Genomic DNA, 24849 nt, shown 5'->3' on the forward strand with positions numbered 1-24849 from the left:
GGGTGATCGTATATGGAAAAGTACCCGAGGGCCGACGAGCGTTCTGCCATGGTGGAGCACCAGATCAGGGCCAGAGGGATCTCCAATTCCCGTGTACTTGAGGCGATGCGGGAAATTCCACGACATATTTTCATTCCACACCCTTATGATACCTCAGCATACGAGGACAATCCACTCCCCATCGGGAGCAGTCAGACTATCTCCCAGCCATATATTGTTGCACAAATGACCGAACTCCTCGATCCTGAACCAGGTGACAACCTTCTCGAGATCGGGTCAGGGAGTGGATACCAGACGGCGATCCTTGCTGTTCTTTCATACCATGTAACCTCAATCGAACGAATTCCTTCTGTAGCGAATCTTGCCAGGAAAAACCTGGCAGCTATCAATATAAAAAATGTCCGGATTTTAGTAGGAGATGGGACTCGCGGATATCCGGTAGATGCTCCATATGATGGGATCCTGATAACAGCGGCTACACCTGATATTCCCCAGCCTTTGATAGACCAGCTTGCAATAGGTGGCAGACTGGTTGCACCAGTGGGTGGAAGAGAAAGCCAAGAGCTGGTCTCTCTTACACGGCAGGTACGGGGACTTGTGAAGTCATCACACGGGGGAGTCAGGTTTGTCCCGCTCATCGGTGAATACGGCTGGGCGGAGAATGCATGAAAATTATTGACATCACCCGGCCACTCTCTGGATCTACCGTTGTCTATCCAGGGGACACACCTCCGGTTTTCACACAACATGATCAGGGACAGTACCTGATCTCCGATATTCGTATAAACAGCCATTCCGGAACACATATTGATGCACCCGTTCACTACCTGAAAACGGGGGACACGATCGATACGATACCCCTGTCGCATCTTGTGGGTCCCTGTCGTGTCCTGGATGTATCACAATCAGGAGTGGAGATCAGTGAGCCAGTTATTCGGGGACGGGTTGATGGGAAATCCCGCATACTATTGAAAACGGCATTCTCAACGTGCACAACGTTCAGGGAGGATTACCCCTCACTGACTCACGATGCTGCATGCTACCTCATAAAAAAAGGGGTTCACTGCGTGGGTATTGATTCTTTTTCTATTGAGGCTTTCATCTGTGATGGGGCTGTCCATCGTGAACTTCTTGGCCATGACTGTGTAATAATCGAACTGCTCGATCTTTCTGCAGTAGGTGAAGGGGATTATATAATGGCAGCATTGCCACTCCGCCTTTCCGGTCTCGATGGATCGCCAGCACGAGTGATTCTCTTACAGGACGGTGTCCAGACATGACTGATATTATCACAGAATCCGTGAAAAAACTTGAGGCACTCCTTGAACATAGTGGATGTGGAGATGCAGGGGTTCTTCTTGATGTGGATCCTGACACGAAAAACTGCCAGTTTGAGCACGGTGCATGTATGACTGCTGAATTCGGGGGGCGATGCGCAGAGTTTGTCACGTTCGATCCCATTCGCGCCCGGACAAAAATTTCGTTCATGTTCGGGGCTCCTTTGGATAACAATGCAGTGAGAGGGGCTGCGTGTGCAATAATCAATGTGGCCACAGGATTTCTCTGTATATCCCGGGTGCTCAGGGCCTGTCACCCATCATCCCACAACGCATGTCTTAGACAGTTGGTCGAAGAAGTGGCCGGTAAAAAAATTCACATTGTCGGAAGTACTGCACCTCTTGAAGACCACCTTACAAATTATCTGGTCTCCGATCCATCGGATGCAGAGTTGATTATTATAAATGGGGAAGCTAGCATCGATCCCGTTACCGGCAATCTTGTTGAAAAATACAAGGCCACCAAACGGATCATATTCATCGGACCGTCAACTGCCGGAGTTGCCCGATTACACGAATTTGAGCATTGGTGTCCATTTGGAAGAATCTGTTCCGATAAAATCCGCCAGGAATAAAACCGGCGGCACAATACCGGGACACAAAATCTTTTGGGTATACGTTCAATACAGTATCATGCTTTTCGGGTCCTCGGGGATACGAAGGAAATTCGATCAGAAACTGGTCGACACGGCATTGAGCGTGGGATCGTTACTGGCAGAAAAGTCTACGGATATTCTTGTTGGCATGGATACCCGGACAACGAGTCCGGTTCTCGCACACCTGGTGATTTCCGGTATCCTTGGTAGTGGAGGGCGCGTCCATATGGCAGGAGTGGTTCCCACACCCACGGTTGCCTTCAATACCCGGATATGCAAGGCCGGATGTATGATAACGGCCTCCCACAACCCGGAAGAGTATAACGGACTCAAACTGTTCAACCCGGACGGATCATCCTTCACCCAATCCCAGCAAAAGATTATTGAATCTAGGATTGATCTCCGGCAATGGACCAGCTGGCAGAAGCAGGGTAGCGAGGTGCAGGTTGATGGTATCACTCCCCATAAAAATGCAATTTTAGAGCAGGTCCACCCAGGATCGGCCCGGCCGGTGATAATCGATTGCGGAAACGGTGCCGGGTCAATATTCACACCGGGACTCCTTTCAGATGCGGGTGTCAAGACAATCTGCATCAACTGTAATCCATCGGGAACGTTTGCCAGACCCTCCGAACCCTTGCCGGAATATCTGGGATACGTTGGAGAGATAATAAGAAAAACCGGGGCTGGATGTGCAGTAGTCCATGATGGGGATGCAGATCGGATGATGGCATTTGACAGCAGGGGAAAATTTATCGATGGTGACCATCTGCTCATGCTCTTTGCAAAATATACCGGTGCCAAGCGTGTCGTCACCACCAGTGATGCTTCCATGATCATCGAGGAAGTCGCAGAAGTTCATCGCACTCCGGTCGGCGACGCATATGTATCAGAAGAACTCGCATCATGGGGTGATTTTGGGGGCGAGCCTTCCGGGGCATGGATATTCCCCATGATCTCTCTCTGTCCTGATGGCCCCTATGCAGCAGCGCTTTTCTGCGAGATTGCAACCGAATGGGATATTGCATATGAGATCGATTCAATGCCATCGTACCCTATTCTCCGCGAATCATTCCATAACGAGGCCGCACGTGATCTGGTGACTGCAATGGGGGCTTCAAGCCCGACAGATGGACTTCGTATCTCTGGAGAAGACGGGTGGTGCCTCATCCGTGCAAGCGGAACTGAGCCAAAAATCAGGATCACGGCAGAAGGTAAAACCCTTGCCCGGGCAAAAGAGATGCTTGAAAAGGGCAGGGATCTTGTCCGGCAGGCGAAAACTGCTTAAATGTTGTAAGAACAGCTGTACGTATGGAATGCGTCGTTCTCGCTGCAGGGGAGGGAAAGCGGATGCGTCCGCTCACAGCGAAGCGCCCCAAAGTAATGCTCCCTCTTGCAAACCGACCGATGCTGGAGCACCTCGTTCTTGCAGCCCGCGATGCAGGGATCCATGATTTTATTTTTATTGTGGGGTATGGTGAACGTGAGATTCGCAAACATTTTGGTGATGGATCGCCGTGGGGAGTGCACATTTCATATGCCTCCCAGCGACACCAGCAAGGAACAGCTGATGCGGTAAAAGCTGCCCGCGAGCTTGTTACGGGACCATTTCTTGTATTGAACGGAGACATGATCCTAAGACGTGAAGACATATCTGACCTCTGCAAACAAAGAGCACCCTGCATGAGCATCAGCACAACCGATCATCCCGGAGATTTCGGCGTGGTTCTCGTGGAAAACAATTGTGTAACATCCATAGAAGAGAAATCAAAACATCCAAAATCCAACCTCATCAATGCCGGGGCATATTTTTTTTCACCGGATATCTTCACGCTCATCGATCAGGTGCGCCCATCCCCAAGGGGCGAGCTTGAGCTCACGGATGCTCTCGACATTCTGATAAAAACCGGAACATTGCATGCATATCACCTCTCGTACTGGATTGATGTCGGTCATCCCTGGGATATGCTCGAGGCAAATGCCACGCTTATGGAGCACGTGATTTCCGATAACCGTGGCACGGTCGAAACCAACGTATCACTCAACAACAGTGTCGTCGTCGGGGAGGGAAGTATTATAAAATCCGGTTCCTACATCGAAGGTCCCTGCATAATCGGAAAAAACTGTCGTATTGGTCCGCACGCGTATATTCGCGGGTCAACCAGTATCGGCGACGATTGCCATATCGGCCACTGCACTGAGATTAAAAATTCAATCATTATGAACGGGACAAAAATACCCCATTTCAACTATGTTGGAGATTCCATCATCGGGACCGGGTGCAACTTCGGTGCAGGGACAAAAATTGCAAACCTGCGTCACGACTATGCAAATATCAAAGTCGGGGGTAAAGATACCCGCAGGAAAAAATTCGGTGCTGTTATCGGGGATGGAGTCCGGTTTGGGATCAATTGTTCCATAAACGTTGGTGTCATGATTGGAAGCGAGGCAAAATTTGCACCAAATTCAGTCATTGAAGGATGTATTGGAGACAAGGCAATAATCCGGTAGGTAACACATGCAGGCAGTAATACTCGCAGCTGGAGAAGGAAAAAGAGTTCGTCCCCTGACAAGGAGCAGGCCGAAAGCAATGATTCCGGTCGCCAATCGCCCGATCATTGAGTATGTCATTGAGGCCCTGGTGAAAAACGGGATCCGGGAGATCATTGTTGTTGTCGGTTACCGGAAAGAGCAGGTGACCAGGTTTTTGAACCAGTTGGACGTGCCGGTTGAAGTGATAGTGCAGGACAAACAACTGGGAACGGGTCATGCCCTTTTATGCGCAGAATCAAAAATACGAGATAATTTTCTCCTCCTCCCGGGGGACAATTATATTGATCCTACATCCATCGCCCGGATTATGGATATTCCGAACTCGATGCTCGTCAAGGAACATCCAAACCCTTCAAATTTCGGCGTGGTTATGCTTAATGAGGGGCTTGTTTCGAGAATCATCGAGAAACCGGAATATTCTCCCAGTTTTATGGTCAGCACCGGGATCTATTCTTTCAAAAAGGACGTTTTTTCCTACATACAGGAAAATGACCTGACCGATGCCATAACATCCATGATCGAAGACGGGGTGCAGATACAGGGAATCCCCGCAGATGACTGGCAGGATGCGATCTTCGCATGGGATCTGCTGAAAATGAACCGACGCCTGCTCCATAACCTCGATCCTGCGCGTGAAGGTACAGTAAGCAGGCAGACGATCATTCAGGGATCAGTGAGAATCGGGAAAGGTACGACAATCGGGCCCAATACAGTTATTACCGGCCCGGTAATTATCGGGAACGATTGCACCATCGGGCCAAACTGTTGCATTCTGCCGAATACCAGTATAGGTGCAAGGGTAATTCTCGAGCCATTTACCTGTATTGGGGATGCAATAATAATGGACGACTCATCGGTTGGATCTCACTCCAGGATTGTCGATACCGTCATGGGAGAGCGTTGCGCTCTTGCAGACCATACATCAACCAGCACAGAATCCGGATTAATTGAAATCGAGGGGATAGCGACAAGATCTGAATTTGGTGCGATTATTGGTGACACAGTAACAAGTGGCCCATTCACGGTATTCAAGAATTCCATTATCGGAAATAATGTCACCATAGAGGGGCAGGATTCTCTCAAGTCAAGGTATATTTTTGACAATTCTACGGTGATATAACGTGTGCGGCATTGTGGGGTATATCGGGAGGAGAGACGCGGCCCCCTTGATCGTCGAAGGCCTGAAAAAACTCGAATACCGTGGCTACGACTCTTTTGGCGTTGCGACGCTCGAAAATGGGATTTTCATTGCCAAACATCAGGGCCGTATATCGGAAAACAGCAGCGCCGCACGTTATCTGAAAGGAAAGATCGGTATTGGCCATACCCGATGGGCAACACATGGCGTTCCCAATGATGCCAATGCCCATCCCCACACCGATTGTTCAGGAACACTGGCCGTGGTCCATAACGGCATTATTGAGAACTATACTGATTTAAAAAACCAGCTCCGATCCCGGGGGCATACATTTCTTTCCGAAACAGACACAGAGGTTATTGTTCACCTTATTGAGGAGGAATACGATAAGACAAATGACCTCCACAAAGCAGTTCTGGCAGTTATTCCCTCTCTTAAAGGATCCTATGCCTTACTTGTAATATCCGCCAGAGAAGATCGGATAATCGCTGCCCGGAATGCAAGCCCACTTGTAATCGGCATAGGTGACGGGGAATACTTCGCTGCTTCTGATATGACCCCGATTCTTGAACATACAGAGCGAGCAGTTTTTCTCGAAGACGGGGATACTGCCTCATTGACCCAGGAGGGAGTTGAGATTTTCAATCAGGGACGACGTGTGAACCGTCCTGTGGAGCTCATCGACTGGTCTGTAGACGATGTTAAAAAGGGTGGGTTTGCACACTATATGCTCAAAGAGATCTATGAACAACCGCAGGCATTCTATAATACCATACGTGCAGTCGATCCAGATTCCATGCCTGCGTTTACACGGCACCCGGATTCCGTTTCGATCGTAGCCTGCGGATCATCATATCATGCGGGTTTCATTTTCAAATACCTTCTCGAGGAATCCTGCGGTATTCCGGGGCGCCTGGAAGCTGCCTCGGAGTTCAAATATTATCCTCCGCCAATTGAGGGGCTTGTCATTGGAATCACCCAGTCGGGTGAAACTGCAGATACCCTCAGCGCTCTCAAGCAGGCAAAGGCACATAACTGCCGGACACTCGCGATTACAAATGTCCTCGGGAGCACGGTCACAAGGATTGCTGATGCAACCATTTTCATGCGAGCAGGGCCCGAAATCAGCGTTGCCGCAACAAAATCGTTCATGGGTCAGCTGGCAGTGCTCATGCAGATGATCAATGGATTGTGCGATAGAAAATACGAGGATATACTCCAGAACGCCCACAAATCCATCGAGGAGGTACTGCTCATGGATTTGACTGAAGCGGTGAAACTCTGTAAAAATGCCGACAGTATATTTTATGTTGGACGGGGGCCATTCTACCCGGTGTCTCTTGAAGGCGCACTGAAAATGAAGGAGATTTCCTATATTCACGCAGAAGGATATGCTGCCGGGGAGCTCAAACACGGGCCATTTGCACTCCTTTCTCAAAAAACACCGGTTATTGCTATTTGTATGCCGGGAAATACGTATGGTGTGATGATCTCGAATATCAAAGAGATGAAAGCAAGAGGTGCACCGGTAATCGCGATAGGGTGTGAAGGAGATATGGAATTGTCAGATATTGTCGATTATCTGATTCCCATTCCTAAGACAGATCTGTTTGTCCAGATCCTTACGACGCTCGAAGTACTTCAGCTTCTTGCTTATTATACAGCAGTGGCATTAGGTCGTGATGTGGACAAACCCCGTAATCTGGCAAAGAGCGTGACAGTCGAATGATTGAATATGGATTGAATAGCATCGGTCCCGATGCACGGATATTCGAACCTGTGACCGTTGGCTTTCCATCACGGGAAAACCTTTCCAGGAAAGGGTTCCGGGGAACAACAATCGGGAAAAACGCAATAATTCGATCTGGAACTATTATTTATTGCGATGTCTGTATTGGGGACGATTTCCAGACGGGACATAATGTAATGATCCGGGAAAGTACCCGCATCGGGGACAGGGTCGCAATAGGAACCGCAACCGTGATTGAAGGTAACACGGTTATTGGCGATGACGTAAAACTCCAGAGCATGGTGTACATACCAACAGAAACCTGCATAGGAAACCGGGTTTTTATCGGGCCAAATACAGTACTCACAAACGATCGATATCCCCCAAGAAATATTGGCGGCCTGAAAGGACCCACCTTGATGGATGGTGCAGCAATTGGTGCCAATGTCACCATACTCCCCGGAATTTGTATTGGTGAGGGAGCATTGGTTGCAGCAGGGGCGGTTGTAACACGGAATGTGCCGGACCGGATGCTTGCGATTGGTTCCCCGGCAAGAATAAAAGACCTCCCGTCCATACTATGTACTCCACAAAAATAACTGCCGTATGAATTGCTGCGTAGCCTCAATAGGGAAAAAGTGTTGCTATGAAGATTCTTCTCGTTTCCACTCAGGATTACATACATCACCCAATCCCTTCGCGGCATCATTATATTTTTGAAGAGATCGCAAAGCGCCACGAAGTCCATGTAGCACACTTTCATGTCAGTCGTGGTAACGGACATCCCACCCGATTAACGATTGAAGAGGCAACGCAATTTCCCCTGAAAAGCCCGCTATTGCATTATACAATCAATACACCTTATCACTTTTACATTTTTGACAAGATCTTGAGGCATGAACATTTTGATGTGATCGTTGCGGCTCATGTCTTTGCCGGAACTGCAGTGATCAATGCTGCAAAAAGATATGGGATACCGGTGATATTCGATCTTAAAGACTGGTTTCCGGACTCCGCAGCCGCGTATTTCAATAACACATATCTCCAGGAGATTGTCAGAAGGACAGTCTGGACAGTAACAAGATACAATTTGTCCAGAAGCAACAAAATTACAACCGTTTCTCCGTCTCTTGTGCGAAAACTTAAGACATTCGGATTCTCAGCGCAACTCATCACTAATGGTGTTGATACGGATCTTTTCAAACCACTCGATGGAACGGAAACAAGGAGAGAACTGGGCCTTGGTAGTAAGGATTTCATTATCGGTTTTTCAGGGAGTGTTGAGCGCTGGTATGCTATCGATGAAATGATCAGGGCACTTCCGGAACTGATCAGATACAATGAGAATACTAAGTTGCTGATCGTCGGGGGTTCCTTATTCACGGGATATAAAAAAGAACTTGAAGGGCTCGCCCAGGAGCTTGGCGTTTCATCCCAGGTCATTTTTACCGGAACCAAACCGTACCAGGAATTGCCGCGATACATCGCATGTATGGATGCCTGCACAATCCCGCTCTCTCCACCGGAATGGGGTAATATTGCACTACCCAATAAATTCTTTGAATATTCCGCCTGCAGAAAACCAATCGTCATGAGACCAATGCCCGATGTGGAAGAGATCGGAGGTTCTCACCTTCTTGTTTACCGGACCCGGGAGGAGTATATTGGCCAGATAAAAAAACTGATGGCAAATCCGGAAACAGTTTCGTTAAATGTGGAGAAATACAGCTGGAAGGAAAAAGCCGGGGAGTTTGAGGAAATTCTCAGGACCGTCGTCTGATGCGCCTATCCAAATTTATTAATGGTCTCAATCGAAACAAAATACCCAACATAGGTTGATCTTATGATATCTCTTGATTTGAAAAATCGCCGGACTTATTTGATCTTCGGTCTGGTCGCATTCTTTACACTATTCGCACTCTGGCTCCGCCTTTTGCCAATGTTTACTATGGGAAATACGGATAACCTGTCAATGGTTGCGAGTGATGACCCGCTCTATAACCTTCGTCAGGTAGAACTTTTAGTTACCAATCATTTGAATTATGCATGGTTCGATCCTATGACATTCTACCCTAACGGGACAAATGTCTATTGGGGTCCGCTTTTCCCGACAATTATTGCAATATGTTGTCTCATTACTGGCGCAACAACCCGCCCTGAGATCATCAGCATCGGACTTCTCATTCCACCCCTCATGGCAGCTGCGGTTACAGCGATCATGTATTTTGTTGGGAAAACCTGCGGCGATTGGAAAACCGGGATTCTTGCATCAGGTTTCACTGCGATAGTGACGGGACAGTATTTTTACAGGTCTCTCTATGGATACATGGATCACCATATTGCAGAAGTTCTTTTTTCCACGATATTCTGCCTGATTTACATGTATGCAATCCTGTCAGAGAAAGATTCCAACATCAATCTGAAAAATATCAATTCATACAAATCGACAATTCTGCTTTCTGTTCTCGCAGGAATCGCATATCTTCTCGGTTTTTTTGTAATGCCGACAATGATTCTTTTCGCATTGATCGTCGGGATATTCACGGTCATCCAGTTTATTATTGATACTTATCGTGACCGGACGAGTGAATATCTCCTTATCATCAATAGCGGGATATTCATTGTTGCCATAATCGGACTCCTGGCATTTGGATTCAAGAGTCCCACGCCGGAACTTTCCACATATTCCATCGCCCACGTATATGCCGACCTGGGCATGATCGGAGGTACGGCATTTCTCTACGTACTCCAGCGGTACCTGAAGGGAAAAACGAAATATTATTATCCCGCGGCAATCGTTGGATCCATTCTTCTCTTCCTGCTTGCCCTCTATATTATTTCACCGAACCTGTTCGCACTCCTCATTGTAGATTCTTTTGCGTTCTTCGGACAGGCACCCATTACCAATACAGTCCAGGAAGCCAGGGGATGGACGCTGGATCTTGCATGGACTACATTTAACTATGGTCTCCTGCTCGTGATCGGTGGCTTCCTGGTCATGATTTATAACAATATACGAAATGAGCGTCCTGAACAGATCCTCGCGATAATCTGGTCGGTGATCATCCTCTTCTCGACATGGCAGCATGTCAGGTACGAGTATTATCTCGCAATTAATGTCGCGTTACTCTCCGCGCTATGTGTGAGTTTTACTCTGGACCGTACTTGGCCGGTAATCCGATCTCTCATAATGAGCAATTCTGCAACCTCTGATTCGGAGACCAGTTTAAAACAGGATGTTCGAGAGACTCCGGTAAAAAATAAAAAGCAGAAAAAAATGCAGAAAGTACCGGTTCATGAGGCTGAAAGGGTGATCATCCCGGTAACAATAACAATTATCGTACTTGGGCTGGGTATCCTGTTTGCATACACATCCGCCTCCTATAGTTATGTCAGTGCGTTGTCTAACCCGACACTAATGAATCCCGATTGGAAGGAGTCGGTGGAGTGGTTGAGTAACAATACACCGGATCCAGGTGTGGATTACTATACAATCTATCCGGAAAATACATTCCAGTACCCGAATGAGTCGTATGGAGTCATGTCATGGTGGGATTACGGACATCTCATAACAACCATTGGGAAGAGAATTCCTAATGCAAACCCATTCCAGGAAGGTGTAGATGGTGATAACGGTGCCGCAGCATACTTCATGGCAACTTCCGAGGAAACTGCAAATAACATCCTGAACGTTGACGGGACACGGTATGTTATAACGGATATTGAGATGGATACCGGTAAATTCTGGGCCATGTCAACCTGGTTCAATGCCTCTGCTGCAACGGAACCGTATCAGGAAAATATGTTTCTGCAAAACGGGAATACCGATCAAAGTTACCAGCTTGCGACCCTCAATAAACAACCGTATTATCTGACAATGATATCCCGCCTCCACAACTTTGACGGCTCAATGACGCTGCCAACGGACGTATATTATGTCGAATATGTTGATCCGTCAGTAACCCATGCATCATTGCCGGTTATCATTGCAGCACAATCCATGAATGTGTCCGCTGCCGATCAGGCTGTAGATCAGTATAATCTGAAGGCACAAGCGGGATACCATGCGGCTGTACTTAGTCCATCGCTCGTCTCACCGGTTGATATTGTACCTGCACTCCAGCATTACCGACTTGTCCACGAGTCCCCAAGAAACGTACTCGATCCCAAAATCGCGGATCTGAAATACGTAAAAACCTTTGAATATGTCAAAGGGGCCCACATCAAGGGTGATGGAATTATCGAAGTACCAGTAGTCACCAATACCGGTAGGAATTTCACGTACCAACAGGCAAGTGTCAATGGGGAGTTTATTGTTCCCTATTCCACCACAGGAAATTCCTATGATGTGAAAACTACCGGCAAATACCGGATTGAAGGAACAGACCGCCAGTATGATGTGCCAGAATCGGCAGTGATGCAGGGTCTGACCATTGATTAGGTTTTACAATCCTATTTTCATTTTTCTTCTTTGAGATATTTGGGAAGTCAGGAATACCGCTTTTTTATTGAAACAAAATTTATCTTCAGAAACATCTCATTCAACAATATGCTCGCAGAAGAGATTTCTCCCGGGATGCGGGTACGATACCCCCGGACCGGAACCACCGGGAAGATCCTACGCACAAAGCAGGTCAAAGGCGTAACCTTTGCTGAACTCGATAGTACCAATCTCCTGTACCGGATCGATCAACTGATTCCTGCAACAACAACAACACAAAAAACTGTGGCGACAATTGTTGAAGATGCAAAAAAAGTCGTTGCCCGTGAGCGGGAATTTGCTGCGGGGAGCGATCTCCAGGAAGCTTTGAAAAATATCGATCAGAGCTGCGAGGGTGGCGGATAATTCCCTCCGCGATTCCAATTATTTCTTTTCCCGTAAGGATATTCATCTGTATTCTTTTTCACAGATAAATCAACAACCAAGCTGACGATCAAATTTTATGAGGGGAGGGGACCGGTTCTGTTGTTATGGCCAGCGCGATAAATATTCAAAACAAAATCAAACGGCTAACCTGTCACGAAAGTTCTCTCTTACTGGTTATGTATAAGTATGACCATTATATATAGAGTAAGGAGGTTCGATTTCATTTGCATGATGTGACAGTTCCCAGTGTCAATATCGGAGTTGTGGGCCATGTCGACCATGGCAAGACCACACTCGTTAACGCACTCACAGGGACATGGACAGACCGGCACAGTGAGGAAGTAAAACGTGGTATTTCCATACGCCTTGGATATGCTGACGCCACCTTCTACCGGTGCGAAAAGTGCGAAGGTACTGACGCCTTTTCGACAAGCCCTGATTGTCCGGTCTGTGGCGGAAAGGGAACTCCATTCCGTTCCATTTCTTTTGTTGACGCGCCGGGACACGAAACGCTGATGGCGACCATGCTCTCGGGATCGGCACTCATGGATGGGGCGATGCTTGTCATCGCCGCCAGCGAGAAATGTCCCCAGCCACAGACTAAAGAGCATCTGATGGCGCTGGAACTCGTCGGCATCAAGAAGATCGTGATCGTCCAGAGTAAAATCGATGTGATCAGCCAGAAAGAGGCGATGGACAGTTATCTGGAGATTAAGGCATTCATCAAAGGAACAATTGCCGAGAATGCACCTATCATCCCAGTCTCTTCGCAAAAAGGGATCAACATGGGCGCACTGGTGCAGGCTCTGGACCAGGTCATTCCCGAACCGGAACGGGATCCGAATGCGGAACCCTTGATGCTGATTGCACGATCATTCGATGTGAACAAACCCGGCTGCAACTGGAAGGACGTGAAAGGAGGGGTCGTAGGGGGATCTCTTATACGGGGCATCCTCCGCGAAGATGACAAGATCGAGATCCGTCCGGGAAGGCAGATGCAGGTTGAAAACAGGATCAAATGGATTCCCATTACAACAACCGTCACATCCATCAATGCGGGTTCCAAAGTTGTTGAAGCAGCAACCCCGGGGGGACTTCTTGGCGTCGGGACCAGGCTCGATCCAGCCCTGACAAAAAGTGATGCACTTGCCGGCCAGGTACTGGGCCACGAGGGGAAACTTCCCCCGGTGTGGGAGAAGATCCGGTGCCGGGTCACCCTTATGGAGCGGGTAGTTGGTGCAACCAGCGAACTCATTATCGAACCGCTTAAACATTCCGAACCCCTTATGTTATCCGTCGGAACCGCTGTCACCGTAGGTGTCGTCACCAATACAAAGAAGGACAGTGTTGAGATCCAGCTGAAACGACCCGTTTGTGCAGAAGAAGGCTCACGGATCGCTATCAGCCGGCAGGTGGGAGCACGCTGGCGCCTGATCGGGATGGGAGTACTGGACGAGTAAAGGTGCTGCTGGACGCCAATGCCCTCATGATGCCGGCACAATTCCAGATAGACCTTTTCGATGAACTCCGAAATCTCATCGGGAGTTTTGAGCCAGTCGTACTCTCTGCCGTCCTGCAGGAGCTCGAGGGACTCACCCGGGCCAGAGGCCGGCACGGTGCGGCGGCCCGTGTGGGTCTTGCGCTTGCTGCGCAATGCACCCTCGCGGAAAGCGGAGATCTGGAATCGGAATCGGTTGATGCAAAGGTGATCGAATATGCGGCACAAACAAAATGCATGGTTGTCACGAATGATCGGCGCATCCGGGATGCCTTGAATGCGCGGGGTATAAGCGTAATATCCATGAGAAATCAGAAGAAACTGGAGATAATGCGGAGGTAAGATGAAGTATGTATCATAAACTGATGCTTGAGGACAAGGTGCGGGTTCCACCCCAGCGGCTGGGAGAAAAACTTGAGAAAGTCATCCTCGATGTTCTGCAGGAACAGCTTGAAGGAAGTATCGACAAGGAGATCGGGATATTCATCTGTGTCACCAAGGTACAGGATGTTGGTGAAGGCGAACTTGTTCCTGGCGACGGGGGTGTCTATTACGATGTGAAATTTGAGGCCATGGTCCTTCGTCTTGCACTGCAGGAAGTGATCGAGGGGGCCGTTGTCGAGACCACCAGTTTCGGTGCGTTCGTCAGTCTGGGACCTATCGATGCAATGCTTCACGTCAGCCAGATCTCCGATGAATACATCAACTATGATGAGAAGAACTCACGCTTGATCTGCCAGGAATCCAAACGGTTCATTGGCGTCGGGGACGTGGTCAGGGTCAGGGTCGTAACCTTATCCTTAAACGAGCGCGAACCCCGTGACAGCAAGATCGGGCTTACAATGCGGCAGGCAGGGCTTGGCACAGCTCTCTGGCTCGAAGAAGAAATGACCAAAGAGAAAGAGAAGGCGGGGCAGCCGGCAGGTGCTGTAAAGCAAGCACCCGAAAAGGGAAAGGGCAGGAGGAAGGACCATGCCTCCGACGAATAAGAAGAAACAGGGCAAGGTATGCCGTGACTGCCATCGGGTTGTCGATGGCGAAAACTGCGTAGTTTGCGGTACAACGAACCTGAGCGAAGACTGGTCCGGGTACCTTGTTATTATCGATCCGGAAAATTCCGAAGTGGCCAAAAGGATGAACATCAAACTCCCAGGCCGTTATGCGCTGAAGGTCCGCTGATGCTCACCCTGCCAGAGGAGCACCGGAAGCTCTTCCAGGAACCTTTTGGCGACCTATACCGGAATATTAACGAGATAATGCCCCTTTTGGCGGGCCAGATCATTTATTCCGTCGGGGACGTAGTAACACATAATCTCCAGAGAAATGGAATCACACCGGATGTCGCCATCATAGATGGTTTAACGATGCGAGCTCCTTGTTGCAGACAGTCACCACTCAGGGGCAGTTGTATCAGGGTAAAAAATCCCGCAGGGACTCTGACTGAGGACCTCATCGAAGCAGTCAACAAAGCGATTGCAATCCCACCTGTGACCATCGTTGTTGATGGCGAAGAGGATCTCGCAGTAATTCCCGTAGTGATAGCAGCTCCCCTAGGTGCTATCGTACTCTACGGGCAACCCCACAAAGGGGTCGTCCTTCGTCGGGTCACTCCTGAAGCAAAGCTCGTGGCCCGGCAATTTCTCGAGTGTTTCACGCATTTCGCTGCCTGAATCCAGTTTTCACTACGCATTTTTTATCCGGTCTTCAGGATACCGGCCGGGGGTCATGTTTTAAATAACCCGGTTTCCAATAATTACAGGATATCGATGGACTTTGAGATCACCAGCGATAAAAGAAATGAACTTTTATCCAGAAGAGAGGTTCAGTTTACCCTCAAATACGATGGAGCGACCCCCTCCCGTATGCAGATCATCGGCAAACTCTGTGCCCTGCTCAATGTGAAGGAGCATCAGGTTACCCTTGACACCCTGCACAGCAGCTTTGGCAAGACCGAACTTACCGGATCAGCACGCATTTACGATAGCGAAGAAGGTAAGAAGAAGACAGAACGCCCGCACCTTTCAGCGCGCGGTATGCCCAAGCCCAAGGAAGAGGGGGCGGCATAACAATGGCAGCAGCAACCGCAAAAAAGGCGGCAGCCTCGAAGGGGCCCAAGAGGGGTTTATACTTTAAGGTCGAGGGTGCAAAGGTCACCACTGCAAAGAAATACTGCCCGCGCTGCGGACCCGGTGTTATGATGGCAGACCACAAGGACCGGACCACCTGCGGAAAGTGCGGATACACCGAATTCAGAAAATAAGATCCAATGCCTGTTTTTGGGCAGATACTGGGGATTGAGGGCACTGCCTGGAACCTCAGTGCCGCTCTTTTTGATCGCGATCTCGTCACTCTTGCTTCACACCCGTACAATCCCGCACAGGGGGGTATTCACCCAAGGGAGGCAGCCCAGCACCATGCTTCGGTAATGAAAGATATCATCGGTTCCGTTCTCAAGGAGCCGGAGAAAATTACCGGTATCGCCTTCTCGCAGGGACCGGGCCTGGGCCCATGCCTCCGGACCGTTGCTACTGCAGCCCGCTCGCTTGCTCTTGCCCTTGATGTCCCACTGGTCGGAGTGAACCACTGCGTAGCTCATGTGGAGATCGGATGCTTTGCAACCGGTTGCCGGGACCCGGTAATACTCTATGCAAGCGGGGCCAATACGCAGGTCATCGGGTACCTGAACGGGAGGTACCGGATCTTTGGTGAGACGCTCGATATCGGTATCGGAAACGCACTTGACAAATTTGCCCGGGCAAAGAATTTTCCACACCCCGGCGGTCCGCATATCGAAGCGCAGGCAAAAAACGGGACTTATACCGAACTTCCTTACACGGTCAAAGGAATGGATCTCGCGTTCTCCGGCATTGTATCCGCAGCAAAGGATCACAAAGCGCCGCTACCTGATGTCTGCTACAGCCTGCAAGAGACCGCGTTTGCCATGTGCGTGGAGGTGACAGAACGGGCACTGTCCCTAACCGGAAAAGATGAAGTTCTTTTGGTTGGAGGTGTGGGGGCGAACCGGCGCCTGCAGGAGATGCTCCGGATCATGTGCGAGGATCGTGGTGCCCGGTTCTTTGTGCCCGAACAGAAATATCTCGGTGACAACGGTGCGATGATCGCATATACAGGGAAGCTGATGCTGGAAAGCGGATGTTTACTCCCTGTCGAAGCGTCCCGGATCAATCCCTCGTTCCGTTCAGATGAGGTCGAAGTGACCTGGCGCCACAAACTGCAACATACGGAAGAACGGATACCGGCTCCCGGGTCATTGCGACGTGGTGCGGAGGCAGTAGTCACCTTCCATGATGACGTCGTCGAGAAACACAGGGTCCCGAAGCAATACCGTGTTCCTGCACTCGACCGGCGCCTGATAGCCGAGCGGACACGGGCCGAGGCACGACTCATCCATTCCGCCAGGAGAGGTGGCGCTCCGACTCCAATAATCCGGGATATTACTGCTGATACAATTGTTATGGAGCGGATAGGGGACACGCTGCTAACCCAGGAACTGACCGATGAAAATGTCAGAGAGGCCGGAGGTGTGATCGGGAGGCTCCATGCTGCAGGCATCATGCACGGAGACCTGACCACAAGTAACCTTATCCTGCGTGAGACCGATGGCAGGTGCGTACTTATTGATTTCGGCCTAGCCCAGGTTACCAATGAAATCGAGCAACAGGGCGTAGATATCCACGTCCTGTTCCAGACACTCGAGAGCACGGCACCTGAACGGGCAGATCAGCTCAAGGCCGCATTCACCGAAGGGTACAAGGAGACATTTGCGGGTGCCAATGAGGTCATCGCCCGGGAACACGAGATCGGACTACGGGGAAGGTACCTGTGAAGATAACGGTCGTTACGAGCAATGCGAACAAGGCAGCGGAAGTTGCAGCATTCTTCCATGGGGCAGTAGAAGTGGGACACATACCGCTCGACATCCCTGAAACCCGTTCAGAGGATGTGGGGGAGATAGCACTGGGCAAGGCGAGGTATGCGTTTGGGCAGCTGAAAACCCCACTCATCGTTGATGACACAGGTCTCTTCATCAATGCCTTAAACGGATTCCCGGGCCCGTATGCTGCGTACGTCCAGCATGCAATTGGGAACACCGGCATCCTGAAGCTGATGGAAGGGAGGGTGGATCGCACCGCCAGGTTTACAACTGCCATCGCGTTTACCGATGAGAACGGTACCCGAGTTTTCAAAGGATCGCTTGAAGGCCGGATAAGCAGCAGTCCGCGGGGTGATTCCGGCTTTGGCTACGATCCGATCTTCGAGACAGGGAAAAAGACACTCGCGGAGATCGGAGTGGAAGAGAAGAATCGGATCTCCCACAGGGCGAAGGCGCTTGCCGCCTTCCATGACTGGTTCCTGGAGGAGTTCCGGGATCGGATTGACACAAACGGTTAAGAAGTCTTACAGCTTTGTTATAAGGGCAGACAGGAGTGTTTAATAATGGCAAAGTTTCCCGAAGCCGAGGCCCGGCTACTCAACGTGAAAATATGCATGCACTGCAACGCACGCAATGCAATCCGCGCAACCAGCTGCCGCAAATGCGGTTACCAGAACCTGCGCCCCAAGAACAAGGAAAGAAAAGCGTAATGATCTGATATAATACGTTTTTTTCCGGTTTTTCTCATTTCCTTATCGCAGTTATTCACTGCTATTTGAGGATGTGGCAACTGCACTATGCACCCACTCCTTTTAACATCACCAAGATCCCGTATTAGGGACTGCTGGGGATCCCCGGATCGTTGTAGGACAACCATCCGGATTTTTACATGTACCTTCTTCCAAAACCATGTATCCACACCGCGATGATCTTTGCAATTCTTTCGCGGAGGGTAAAAGAGGATATAGCGTACAAGGATTTCCGGAGGGCTGATCCCGCAGATTTAAGAAGAACAGGACCATTCCCGCCGAGAGAGAGAGAGAGAGAACAGAAGGAAAAAGTAAAAAGAACCGGTTGCACCACTATTCCGGGAAATGCCATAGTCGCATTGGCATATTACGCGGAATAATACGTAACCCGCTTTCCTTTCTGGGCATATTCCCCGGCAAATGTCTCGATGTTCCGCTTATACCCGATCCTGTCGGTGAACCCGAGCGTTCGGAGCTTCTCCCGCACCCGCATGACATCCGCCTCATCGGCCCAATCTTTTGTATAGACATAGATCACTTTGCGGTTGTCACGGGAATCCGGATTGGGTTTGGCGGTACTCACTTTTGCCGAGATCCCAAGTTCGTGGGCAACCGTCGCATCCCTGATCTTCTTCCATGCCGCATCCACCACATCCGGCTCCTGGAAAAGCAGCCACTTGCCTGCATTTTCATCCTCGATCGCTTCAGGCGCGCTACCCGGAGCGTCCAGCACAATCCAGTACATCTGGGTTGTTTTTGAGGGGATCACACCCTCTCCTTCGCACAGCATCCGGTAAATTGTATCGATGCTGGAGAACCTTTCCAGCATTGCCTCGGCAAGTTGCGGGTATTCCTCCCGGAACTTCCCGAAGATGCCGGAAAGATCAGCCGTGAAGTCGATACCTCCCTCGACCAGCACATACAGGTACTTGTCCTGCTCCAGCAGTCCGCGATTTAAGAGATGCTCGAAGATGCCGTATGCAACATCTGCCAGAGCTTCGGGATCGACATCAGCCATACGTATCCGTCAGATGCTGGCTAAAAAAAAGTTTCTGTATTGATCCTGTGATTTCGGGATGGTTCCGGTTGCGATCATTGCGGGTACTTGAACCGGGCAACCGGAACGCCACGAAAATCGCGCAGATTTTTGCAATTTTCGATTACTTTAAGAGAGTACGGTGAGAACATGTACTACTTATGGAATGGAAACGTGACTGGGGCCTGACGGCCAGGGTCTGGCTGACAGGACTGCTGTTATTACTGCTTTACCTCGTGTTCATGACCGTGCTCTTTGCGTATGGCGTAGCGGTGTGGTTCATTGTCCTGCTGGCAGTGGGCATGGGCTTGTTCCAGTACTTCTTTTCCGACAAGCTGGTACTCTGGACCACCGGGGCACGGATCATCGGCGAGGATGAAGAACCCGACCTGCACATGATGGTGGAGAAACTCTGTCAGGAAGCCGGGCTTCCGATGCCAAAGATTGCTATTATGCATAGCCCGGTACCGAATGCCTTTGCTACCGGCAGGAGCCCGAAACACGCGGTCGTTGCCTGCACGGATTCGATCATACGCCTCCTGAACCGTGATGAACTCGAAGCAGTTCTTGCCCACGAGTTGTCTCACGTCAAAAACCGTGACATCCTGACCATGACCCTCGCGAGCTTCATTGCGATGATCGCGTCCATAATCATGCAGAGCTTTTTCTTCTCTATGCTCTTCGGGGGCAACAATCGGGAAAACGGAGGGGCTGGGATCATCATCTGGATCGTCTCGATCGTCGTCTACGCAATCAGCACACTCCTGATCCTCGCGCTCTCGCGTTACCGGGAGTTCGCTGCCGACCGTGGCAGTGCACTCATCACTCGGAACCCGAGGGCACTGATATCAGCGCTGAACAAAATCAGCGGGAGGATCGAGGCAGTGCCTCCCGAAGCGAAGGCGAAAATCGAGGGGGCAAACGCCTTCTTCATCATCCCTGCGTTGTCCGGTAATACCATCATGGAACTGCTTTCCACGCACCCGCCGCTCGAGAAGCGGATCGCCAACCTCGAGAAGGTGGAGGCCGAGATCAGGAGTTATTAACCAGCATACCCATTTCAACCATTTTTTGGGGGGGCATCGTATCTACCCGGCTTGGCCGGACATTGGGAAAACCGGGCCGGTAACCGCTTATTCTTTTATTCTGATTGCGATATTCACATTTTAAAGTGACATCATGAGTTCCTCTTCTCGGTTAAAATCTTCGAACAGATCGGCGTGATGTGCATGCGGACAAAATACCTTGAATCGGCAATACAGACATTCAGGGAGTAATCGGCCAACTTCCAAATAATACGGATGCGTTGACGTATCTCGGCAGGTTTAAGAAGTCCTGGAAGCCGGACGACGCAAAATTTTACCTGGATCGTGGCAGGGATATCAGGATGGGAAACTGCAACACGCCGGTTTAACGATCCCGTGATGAATATCTGCGTGCAGGGTAAGGTGCGTCAGGGTCCTGCATCGGGCTCAGTGTATAAATCGCCGGAAGACGATCTTCTGATTATGTTCTCCAGAGTGCTTTTTTTGGCACTTCTTCTCTGCCTCATGCTTCTCACTCCGCTTGCAGGAGCCCTTGTCCCTCTCGGGGCCGGGGGAAACACCCATATTAAAAACGCATTTTCTGTCGATGATCCGGCAAAAACCTACATCATTTATGGCAACCTTGAGAACGCCAGTGATACCGCGTATTTTCGTTATTCTCTGAATACAGGAGACAACCTCGACCTGTCGTTGATGGTGGTGGGACCCCAGGACCCGGTCCCCAATATGGTGATCCTGATCCCGGGAATCACGGGGACGATAACGAATGTCTCTGCAGGAGTTGAAACTCCTGCCGGGTATGACACACTTCTCGTAACCGGTCATGCACCGGCAATGGCAGAATACGAGCCATTTACTCCGGCTGCCATCTATAAAGTTGCCACATATTCAGAGGATGTCAGAAATCCCGGAGTATATTATGTCGCCATAGTCAGCCAGAAGAACGGAACACACTACAGCCTCTCTTCCGGATACAAAAAAGAGTTCTCACTTATAGAGTGGGTGCTCATCCCGGTCAGCACGATAAATACCCGTCTCTGGGAAGACCAGCCTGTCCTAACCATCCTCGCCCCGTTCTTTGCCTTGATCATCCTCGGTATCATTGTGATTGCCCGTCGCGAACAACGAAAAGGATCACGGCCCGGGCCGGTGTTCTGGCTGGCCACAGTCGCAGGTCTCATGTACCTGGGAGGGGCGGCAATGACCACCATCCAGATGTTCCGGGTATTCCAGAACACCGGAATCCCTCCAGCGGCGGCAATAACCATCATCTTCGCAGCAGTTCCTGTGATGCTGGGTATCTTCACTCTCCGACTTGCCCGAAGGCCCGTCCCCTACTCATTTCGTGACAGGATCTCCCTGCTGCTCATCGGTATGCTGGGGCTGGTATTCTGGGCAGGACTGATCATAGGCCCGGTATGCGCACTGATCTCGGCACTGGTTCCGGCCCGGATACAGGATACTCCATGAATTCACGTTCCGGATTACCAGATCTTGCAATTCCATTTACCATTCCCCACCAGACCGGGTGATACGCTCAGGATAACCATAGCAATCGATCCGGGCAGTGACAATTATTAATACCACTCCCCACCAAAATTGTAGAGCACAGTGCATCGATGGTCTAGAGGCATGACTTAGGCCTTCCAAGCCTATAGCCCGGGTTCGATTCCCGGTCGATGCATCGGGGCTCGTGGTCTAGTTGGCTATGACGTCGCCTTCACACGGCGAAGATCTCGTGTTCGAATCACGACGGGCCCATGTCGGTTTTGAACCATTCTGCTCCTTATTGGAATTAATAAGGTCTATAACTTGATTGATTTTTGTTTCAAGGCCATCTATGCGTTTTTCAATGGACAGTTTAGCAATCGGTTGTATAACTTTAGGGGCACTAATTGTCTCATCATAAGGGACAAGTAGGAATGCGCGCCTTCCTTCGTGCTCTGTCTCGTATATCGTCATGGTGTTGCCAATAAGATCCTCATACCCTTGAGGAAATCTAACAAACGGATAGATCGCATTTTTCTTCGACGTTTGTCTGCTTACTTTGGACTTCCCAATAGGTTTCATTCCAGTCACCATCTATTGTATAATATTGTGCAACTAATGTTATATAACTTTCTTTACCGTGTTTGAGGTATCATTTTTAAGAGATTACCGACGTGAACAAAGTAACAAGTACCTTATATACTGATAATAACATACAAGTAAATATAAGAGTCAATCTATTGGTGCCCCAAGTATAGTTGTGGGGAAGATTGCTATTTTATGAACTTTTAAGCCCTGTGATGTTATTTCAGCACGCGGGGTTGGATAAACCATCATTCTATAGAATTTGATATACCGATAGCGAGGGCTCTTCAAAGGTGATATATTGACTGAATCAATTTTAGAGACAACACTATCATCCTCGACTGGAGGATATGGAAGTACAGTAAGCGATCTAGACTATTACAGAATTGCTCATGCATTGATTGCAGAATACCACATCGTCACATTTACGGGTAAGGTATTCGTTTATAGTGAAGGTGTATATACAGAGAATAAGGGGCAGGTTCAAAGAGACATCATTGCAATCCTTAACCGCAGTGGTCGTTCTCACTCAAAATCATACACTGAACCAACACGGCAGATTATGCATATTATAGAGTGCGAAACATCTGAACCTGAATACCCATTTAACAATTCTACAAACCTTATTCCCGTCAAGAATGGAGTATTAAAGATTAACTTTACTTCAGGAAATGTGACTCTTCTCGATGATTCTCCAGAACATCGGTTTACATACAAATTACCGGTAATATTCAATCCTGATGCAAACCCTTCAGAGATAAGAAAATATTTGGAATCGTTGGGGTGCGATATTGATCTTCTCACCCAAATTCCTGCTCAAGGGTTACTTTCGATGTTGGGGAGAAATTACAAGAAGTCATATCTGTGCATCGGAGAGAAGAATTCAGGTAAAACAACATTTCTTGATATGCTGAATGAACAGTTTTTTGGTACTTCTAATTGTGCTAACATTCCTCTGAATGAACTTATGAATGACAGGTTTAAGGCATCTGGGCTCGTTGGTAAATTGATCAACATTGCAGATGAATTATCGAATGTGAAGTTAGAGGATTTGGGTAAATTCAAAGCCCTAACTGGTGGTGGTCGCATTGACATAGAAAGAAAGTATTGTGATAGTTTTTCCTATCAGAATAAAGCCATACTCGTTTTTGCAACTAATGATTTCCCGCCACTTCACTGTGATGATCCTGCTTTCTGGGAAAGATGGATGGTGATTCAATTCAATCAGTCATTTCCTATAGACCCAACATTTGCAGAAAGATGGTTTACAGAGGAGAACCTTTCAGCATTTCTTAATCTCGTGCTAGGAAGGATTCGGGATATCATCACAAAAGGGACGATCATATCAACCTCGTGGGAACAAACACGAGAAACTTGGTTGAATGGCAGTGATCCATTTTATCGTTATATTAACACTCACCTTGAGAGGAATATTGAGTCTTTTGTATCCTGTGACGAGTTGTATAAGCATTATAAAAAATATTGTGATGACAACGGGATTGATTCTACCCCAAAAGAATTTGGAGGTCGAATTCAGAAGGCTGGAGCAAGAAAGCGCCAAAAGACGATCAACGGAGAAAAGAAATGGTGTTATTGTGGGTTTAAAATTAAACCTTCACCATTTGATTCTTGATTAGTAGTTCTATTTTTATCGACGTTAAGCACTACATTCACTAGATTTTTACTATAACTATTGGAAAGTAAGAAAAATAAGATAAAAGAAGTTTGTGCCAAAATGTAGTGAATCGCGTGATTACCTCGTGAAGTCAGAACAACTACTTTGTTTTAGCACAGATGGTCAATGTGGATGCTTCGCTCTCACAGGGCGACAACTAGGTATGGGTCATCATCACACCCGCGTGCTATGTAAAAATGAATGGTTATGATCCTACACTAATTCCAATAGTTTAAACAAATCTGCAAGGCCATCAGAACAATTACCCAGATTTTATTGTTATGCTGATTTCCTTATACTAATTCAAGAGTTCCTGACATTAGAATCGCATATTATCTAACTATCTTGGTTTGTTTTTTAGCACAGGTGCATGAATTACGTTGAAACTTTGTGTACTACACTAAAATGAGTTTATAAGCAATGTATTTCATTTACATCATAGCCTCAAAGTCAAAATTGGCGAAAATCAACGTCAAAAATATGATGAGAAAACCCAAAGCAGGGAAAAAAATGGAATCATGGGTTGCCCAAACTTTACTATGGCGGGGTCGGTTCTTCCACACAAGTAAAAGTTACTATGTAAAAAGGGCTCTGTAGAATTCCTCAGTAAAAGATCCATCTGAAGATCGCAAGAATAATTTTCGAGAGGTTGTAGAG

General features: G+C 48.7%; 26 protein-coding genes and 2 tRNA genes. 27 read left to right on the top strand and 1 reads right to left on the bottom strand.

Going from position 1 to position 24849, the window contains the following annotated elements:
* The first annotated feature begins 12 nt into the window (after positions 1–12).
* From WBL42_RS09240 to WBL42_RS09345, 22 genes are all read left to right on the top strand, one after another.
* Positions 13–669: a protein-L-isoaspartate(D-aspartate) O-methyltransferase gene (locus WBL42_RS09240; RefSeq protein WP_424720979.1), complete on the top strand. Its 657-nt coding sequence runs from the start codon at positions 13–15 to the stop codon at positions 667–669.
* Complete coding sequence (locus tag WBL42_RS09245) at positions 666–1280, top strand: cyclase family protein (protein WP_424720980.1); 615 nt, start codon at positions 666–668, stop codon at positions 1278–1280. Before WBL42_RS09240 ends, WBL42_RS09245 begins: the two co-directional genes overlap by 4 nt.
* Positions 1277–1912, top strand: coding sequence for a hypothetical protein (locus WBL42_RS09250; RefSeq protein ID WP_424720981.1), 636 nt, complete (start codon positions 1277–1279; stop codon positions 1910–1912). The genes WBL42_RS09245 and WBL42_RS09250 overlap by 4 nt, the downstream gene beginning before the upstream one ends.
* A 58-nt stretch (positions 1913–1970) precedes the next feature.
* Positions 1971–3221: a phosphopentomutase/phosphoglucosamine mutase gene (locus WBL42_RS09255; RefSeq protein ID WP_424720982.1), complete on the top strand. Its 1251-nt coding sequence runs from the start codon at positions 1971–1973 to the stop codon at positions 3219–3221.
* A gap of 23 nt (positions 3222–3244) precedes the next feature.
* Positions 3245–4444, top strand: coding sequence for a bifunctional sugar-1-phosphate nucleotidylyltransferase/acetyltransferase (gene glmU, locus WBL42_RS09260; RefSeq protein WP_424720983.1), 1200 nt, complete (start codon positions 3245–3247; stop codon positions 4442–4444).
* Positions 4445–4451: 7 nt separating this feature from the next.
* Complete coding sequence (glmU, locus tag WBL42_RS09265) at positions 4452–5606, top strand: bifunctional sugar-1-phosphate nucleotidylyltransferase/acetyltransferase (protein ID WP_424720984.1); 1155 nt, start codon at positions 4452–4454, stop codon at positions 5604–5606.
* 1 nt (position 5607) lies between these two features.
* Entirely contained in the window at positions 5608–7353 is a 1746-nt protein-coding gene (gene glmS / locus WBL42_RS09270) for a glutamine--fructose-6-phosphate transaminase (isomerizing) (RefSeq protein WP_424720985.1), read from the top strand.
* Positions 7354–7550: 197 nt separating this feature from the next.
* Complete coding sequence (locus tag WBL42_RS09275; RefSeq protein WP_424720986.1) at positions 7551–7952, top strand: acyltransferase; 402 nt, start codon at positions 7551–7553, stop codon at positions 7950–7952.
* 47 nt (positions 7953–7999) lie between these two features.
* Entirely contained in the window at positions 8000–9133 is a 1134-nt protein-coding gene (locus WBL42_RS09280; RefSeq protein ID WP_424720987.1) for a glycosyltransferase, read from the top strand.
* Between the two features lie 63 nt (positions 9134–9196).
* Positions 9197–11794 carry an oligosaccharyl transferase, archaeosortase A system-associated gene (locus tag WBL42_RS09285; RefSeq protein WP_424720988.1) on the top strand — a complete coding sequence of 866 codons (2598 nt, stop codon included), beginning with the start codon at positions 9197–9199 and terminating at the stop codon, positions 11792–11794.
* 108 nt (positions 11795–11902) lie between these two features.
* Entirely contained in the window at positions 11903–12199 is a 297-nt protein-coding gene (locus WBL42_RS09290) for a DUF2098 domain-containing protein (RefSeq protein ID WP_424720989.1), read from the top strand.
* Between the two features lie 245 nt (positions 12200–12444).
* A complete protein-coding gene (locus WBL42_RS09295; RefSeq protein ID WP_424720990.1) occupies positions 12445–13680 on the top strand; it encodes a translation initiation factor IF-2 subunit gamma in 1236 nt (411 codons plus the stop codon).
* Between the two features lie 2 nt (positions 13681–13682).
* Positions 13683–14060, top strand: a complete 378-nt coding sequence (locus tag WBL42_RS09300; protein WP_424720991.1) for a PIN domain-containing protein — start codon at positions 13683–13685, stop codon at positions 14058–14060.
* Positions 14061–14068: 8 nt separating this feature from the next.
* The gene (locus WBL42_RS09305) at positions 14069–14707 is read left to right on the top strand and encodes a DNA-directed RNA polymerase (protein WP_424720992.1); all 639 of its coding nucleotides are present in this window, start codon (positions 14069–14071) and stop codon (positions 14705–14707) included.
* A complete protein-coding gene (gene spt4 / locus WBL42_RS09310) occupies positions 14691–14897 on the top strand; it encodes a transcription elongation factor subunit Spt4 (RefSeq protein ID WP_424720993.1) in 207 nt (68 codons plus the stop codon). Before WBL42_RS09305 ends, spt4 begins: the two co-directional genes overlap by 17 nt.
* Positions 14897–15388 (top strand): GTP-dependent dephospho-CoA kinase family protein, encoded by a 492-nt coding sequence (locus tag WBL42_RS09315; protein ID WP_424720994.1) that lies wholly within the window; start codon positions 14897–14899, stop codon positions 15386–15388. Before spt4 ends, WBL42_RS09315 begins: the two co-directional genes overlap by 1 nt.
* A gap of 96 nt (positions 15389–15484) precedes the next feature.
* Positions 15485–15784 (top strand): 30S ribosomal protein S24e, encoded by a 300-nt coding sequence (locus WBL42_RS09320; protein ID WP_424028408.1) that lies wholly within the window; start codon positions 15485–15487, stop codon positions 15782–15784.
* 2 nt (positions 15785–15786) lie between these two features.
* A complete protein-coding gene (locus WBL42_RS09325) occupies positions 15787–15978 on the top strand; it encodes a 30S ribosomal protein S27ae (protein ID WP_424720995.1) in 192 nt (63 codons plus the stop codon).
* A 6-nt stretch (positions 15979–15984) separates the two neighbouring features.
* Positions 15985–17565, top strand: coding sequence for a bifunctional N(6)-L-threonylcarbamoyladenine synthase/serine/threonine protein kinase (locus tag WBL42_RS09330; protein WP_424720996.1), 1581 nt, complete (start codon positions 15985–15987; stop codon positions 17563–17565).
* Positions 17562–18131 (top strand): XTP/dITP diphosphatase, encoded by a 570-nt coding sequence (locus WBL42_RS09335; RefSeq protein ID WP_424720997.1) that lies wholly within the window; start codon positions 17562–17564, stop codon positions 18129–18131. The genes WBL42_RS09330 and WBL42_RS09335 overlap by 4 nt, the downstream gene beginning before the upstream one ends.
* A gap of 45 nt (positions 18132–18176) precedes the next feature.
* Entirely contained in the window at positions 18177–18323 is a 147-nt protein-coding gene (locus tag WBL42_RS09340) for a 50S ribosomal protein L40e (protein WP_292544608.1), read from the top strand.
* A 179-nt stretch (positions 18324–18502) separates the two neighbouring features.
* Positions 18503–18742, top strand: a complete 240-nt coding sequence (locus WBL42_RS09345) for a hypothetical protein (RefSeq protein WP_424720998.1) — start codon at positions 18503–18505, stop codon at positions 18740–18742.
* Here the strand turns inward: WBL42_RS09345 and WBL42_RS09350 are convergent.
* A complete protein-coding gene (locus WBL42_RS09350) occupies positions 18730–19380 on the bottom strand; it encodes a putative phosphothreonine lyase domain-containg protein (protein ID WP_424720999.1) in 651 nt (216 codons plus the stop codon). The two genes, WBL42_RS09345 and WBL42_RS09350, sit on opposite strands and share 13 nt — an antisense overlap.
* Positions 19381–19559: 179 nt before the next feature.
* Between WBL42_RS09350 and htpX the strand changes: the two genes are divergently transcribed.
* From htpX to WBL42_RS09375, 5 genes are all read left to right on the top strand, one after another.
* Positions 19560–20444 carry a zinc metalloprotease HtpX gene (gene htpX / locus WBL42_RS09355; RefSeq protein WP_424721000.1) on the top strand — a complete coding sequence of 295 codons (885 nt, stop codon included), beginning with the start codon at positions 19560–19562 and terminating at the stop codon, positions 20442–20444.
* Positions 20445–20906: 462 nt separating this feature from the next.
* The gene (locus tag WBL42_RS09360; RefSeq protein ID WP_424721001.1) at positions 20907–21914 is read left to right on the top strand and encodes a hypothetical protein; all 1008 of its coding nucleotides are present in this window, start codon (positions 20907–20909) and stop codon (positions 21912–21914) included.
* Between the two features lie 143 nt (positions 21915–22057).
* A tRNA-Gly gene (locus WBL42_RS09365) sits at positions 22058–22128 on the top strand.
* A 3-nt stretch (positions 22129–22131) separates the two neighbouring features.
* Positions 22132–22205 (top strand) — tRNA-Val (locus WBL42_RS09370).
* A gap of 613 nt (positions 22206–22818) precedes the next feature.
* Positions 22819–24150 (top strand): DNA primase family protein, encoded by a 1332-nt coding sequence (locus tag WBL42_RS09375; RefSeq protein ID WP_424721002.1) that lies wholly within the window; start codon positions 22819–22821, stop codon positions 24148–24150.
* Positions 24151–24849: the final 699 nt, after the last annotated feature.

It is taken from the genome of Methanoregula sp., from assembly GCF_049686655.1.
Lineage (GTDB): Archaea > Halobacteriota > Methanomicrobia > Methanomicrobiales > Methanospirillaceae > Methanoregula.

Bases quoted from the DNA above. Each gene is read 5' to 3' on its own strand.
- WBL42_RS09350 (WP_424720999.1), bottom strand. From the start codon at position 19,380: ATGGCTGATGTCGATCCCGAAGCTCTGGCAGATGTTGCATACGGCATC.
- WBL42_RS09280 (WP_424720987.1), top strand. From the start codon at position 8,000: ATGAAGATTCTTCTCGTTTCCACTCAGGATTACATACATCACCCAATC.
- glmU (WP_424720984.1), top strand. From the start codon at position 4,452: ATGCAGGCAGTAATACTCGCAGCTGGAGAAGGAAAAAGAGTTCGTCCC.
- WBL42_RS09330 (WP_424720996.1), top strand. From the start codon at position 15,985: ATGCCTGTTTTTGGGCAGATACTGGGGATTGAGGGCACTGCCTGGAAC.
- glmU (WP_424720983.1), top strand. From the start codon at position 3,245: ATGGAATGCGTCGTTCTCGCTGCAGGGGAGGGAAAGCGGATGCGTCCG.
- WBL42_RS09240 (WP_424720979.1), top strand. From the start codon at position 13: ATGGAAAAGTACCCGAGGGCCGACGAGCGTTCTGCCATGGTGGAGCAC.
- WBL42_RS09250 (WP_424720981.1), top strand. From the start codon at position 1,277: ATGACTGATATTATCACAGAATCCGTGAAAAAACTTGAGGCACTCCTT.
- WBL42_RS09255 (WP_424720982.1), top strand. From the start codon at position 1,971: ATGCTTTTCGGGTCCTCGGGGATACGAAGGAAATTCGATCAGAAACTG.
- WBL42_RS09345 (WP_424720998.1), top strand. From the start codon at position 18,503: ATGTACCTTCTTCCAAAACCATGTATCCACACCGCGATGATCTTTGCA.
- spt4 (WP_424720993.1), top strand. From the start codon at position 14,691: ATGCCTCCGACGAATAAGAAGAAACAGGGCAAGGTATGCCGTGACTGC.
- WBL42_RS09275 (WP_424720986.1), top strand. From the start codon at position 7,551: ATGATCCGGGAAAGTACCCGCATCGGGGACAGGGTCGCAATAGGAACC.
- WBL42_RS09320 (WP_424028408.1), top strand. From the start codon at position 15,485: ATGGACTTTGAGATCACCAGCGATAAAAGAAATGAACTTTTATCCAGA.
- WBL42_RS09290 (WP_424720989.1), top strand. From the start codon at position 11,903: ATGCTCGCAGAAGAGATTTCTCCCGGGATGCGGGTACGATACCCCCGG.
- WBL42_RS09340 (WP_292544608.1), top strand. From the start codon at position 18,177: ATGGCAAAGTTTCCCGAAGCCGAGGCCCGGCTACTCAACGTGAAAATA.
- htpX (WP_424721000.1), top strand. From the start codon at position 19,560: ATGGAATGGAAACGTGACTGGGGCCTGACGGCCAGGGTCTGGCTGACA.
- WBL42_RS09245 (WP_424720980.1), top strand. From the start codon at position 666: ATGAAAATTATTGACATCACCCGGCCACTCTCTGGATCTACCGTTGTC.
- WBL42_RS09360 (WP_424721001.1), top strand. From the start codon at position 20,907: ATGTTCTCCAGAGTGCTTTTTTTGGCACTTCTTCTCTGCCTCATGCTT.
- WBL42_RS09325 (WP_424720995.1), top strand. From the start codon at position 15,787: ATGGCAGCAGCAACCGCAAAAAAGGCGGCAGCCTCGAAGGGGCCCAAG.
- WBL42_RS09305 (WP_424720992.1), top strand. From the start codon at position 14,069: ATGTATCATAAACTGATGCTTGAGGACAAGGTGCGGGTTCCACCCCAG.
- WBL42_RS09285 (WP_424720988.1), top strand. From the start codon at position 9,197: ATGATATCTCTTGATTTGAAAAATCGCCGGACTTATTTGATCTTCGGT.
- WBL42_RS09315 (WP_424720994.1), top strand. From the start codon at position 14,897: ATGCTCACCCTGCCAGAGGAGCACCGGAAGCTCTTCCAGGAACCTTTT.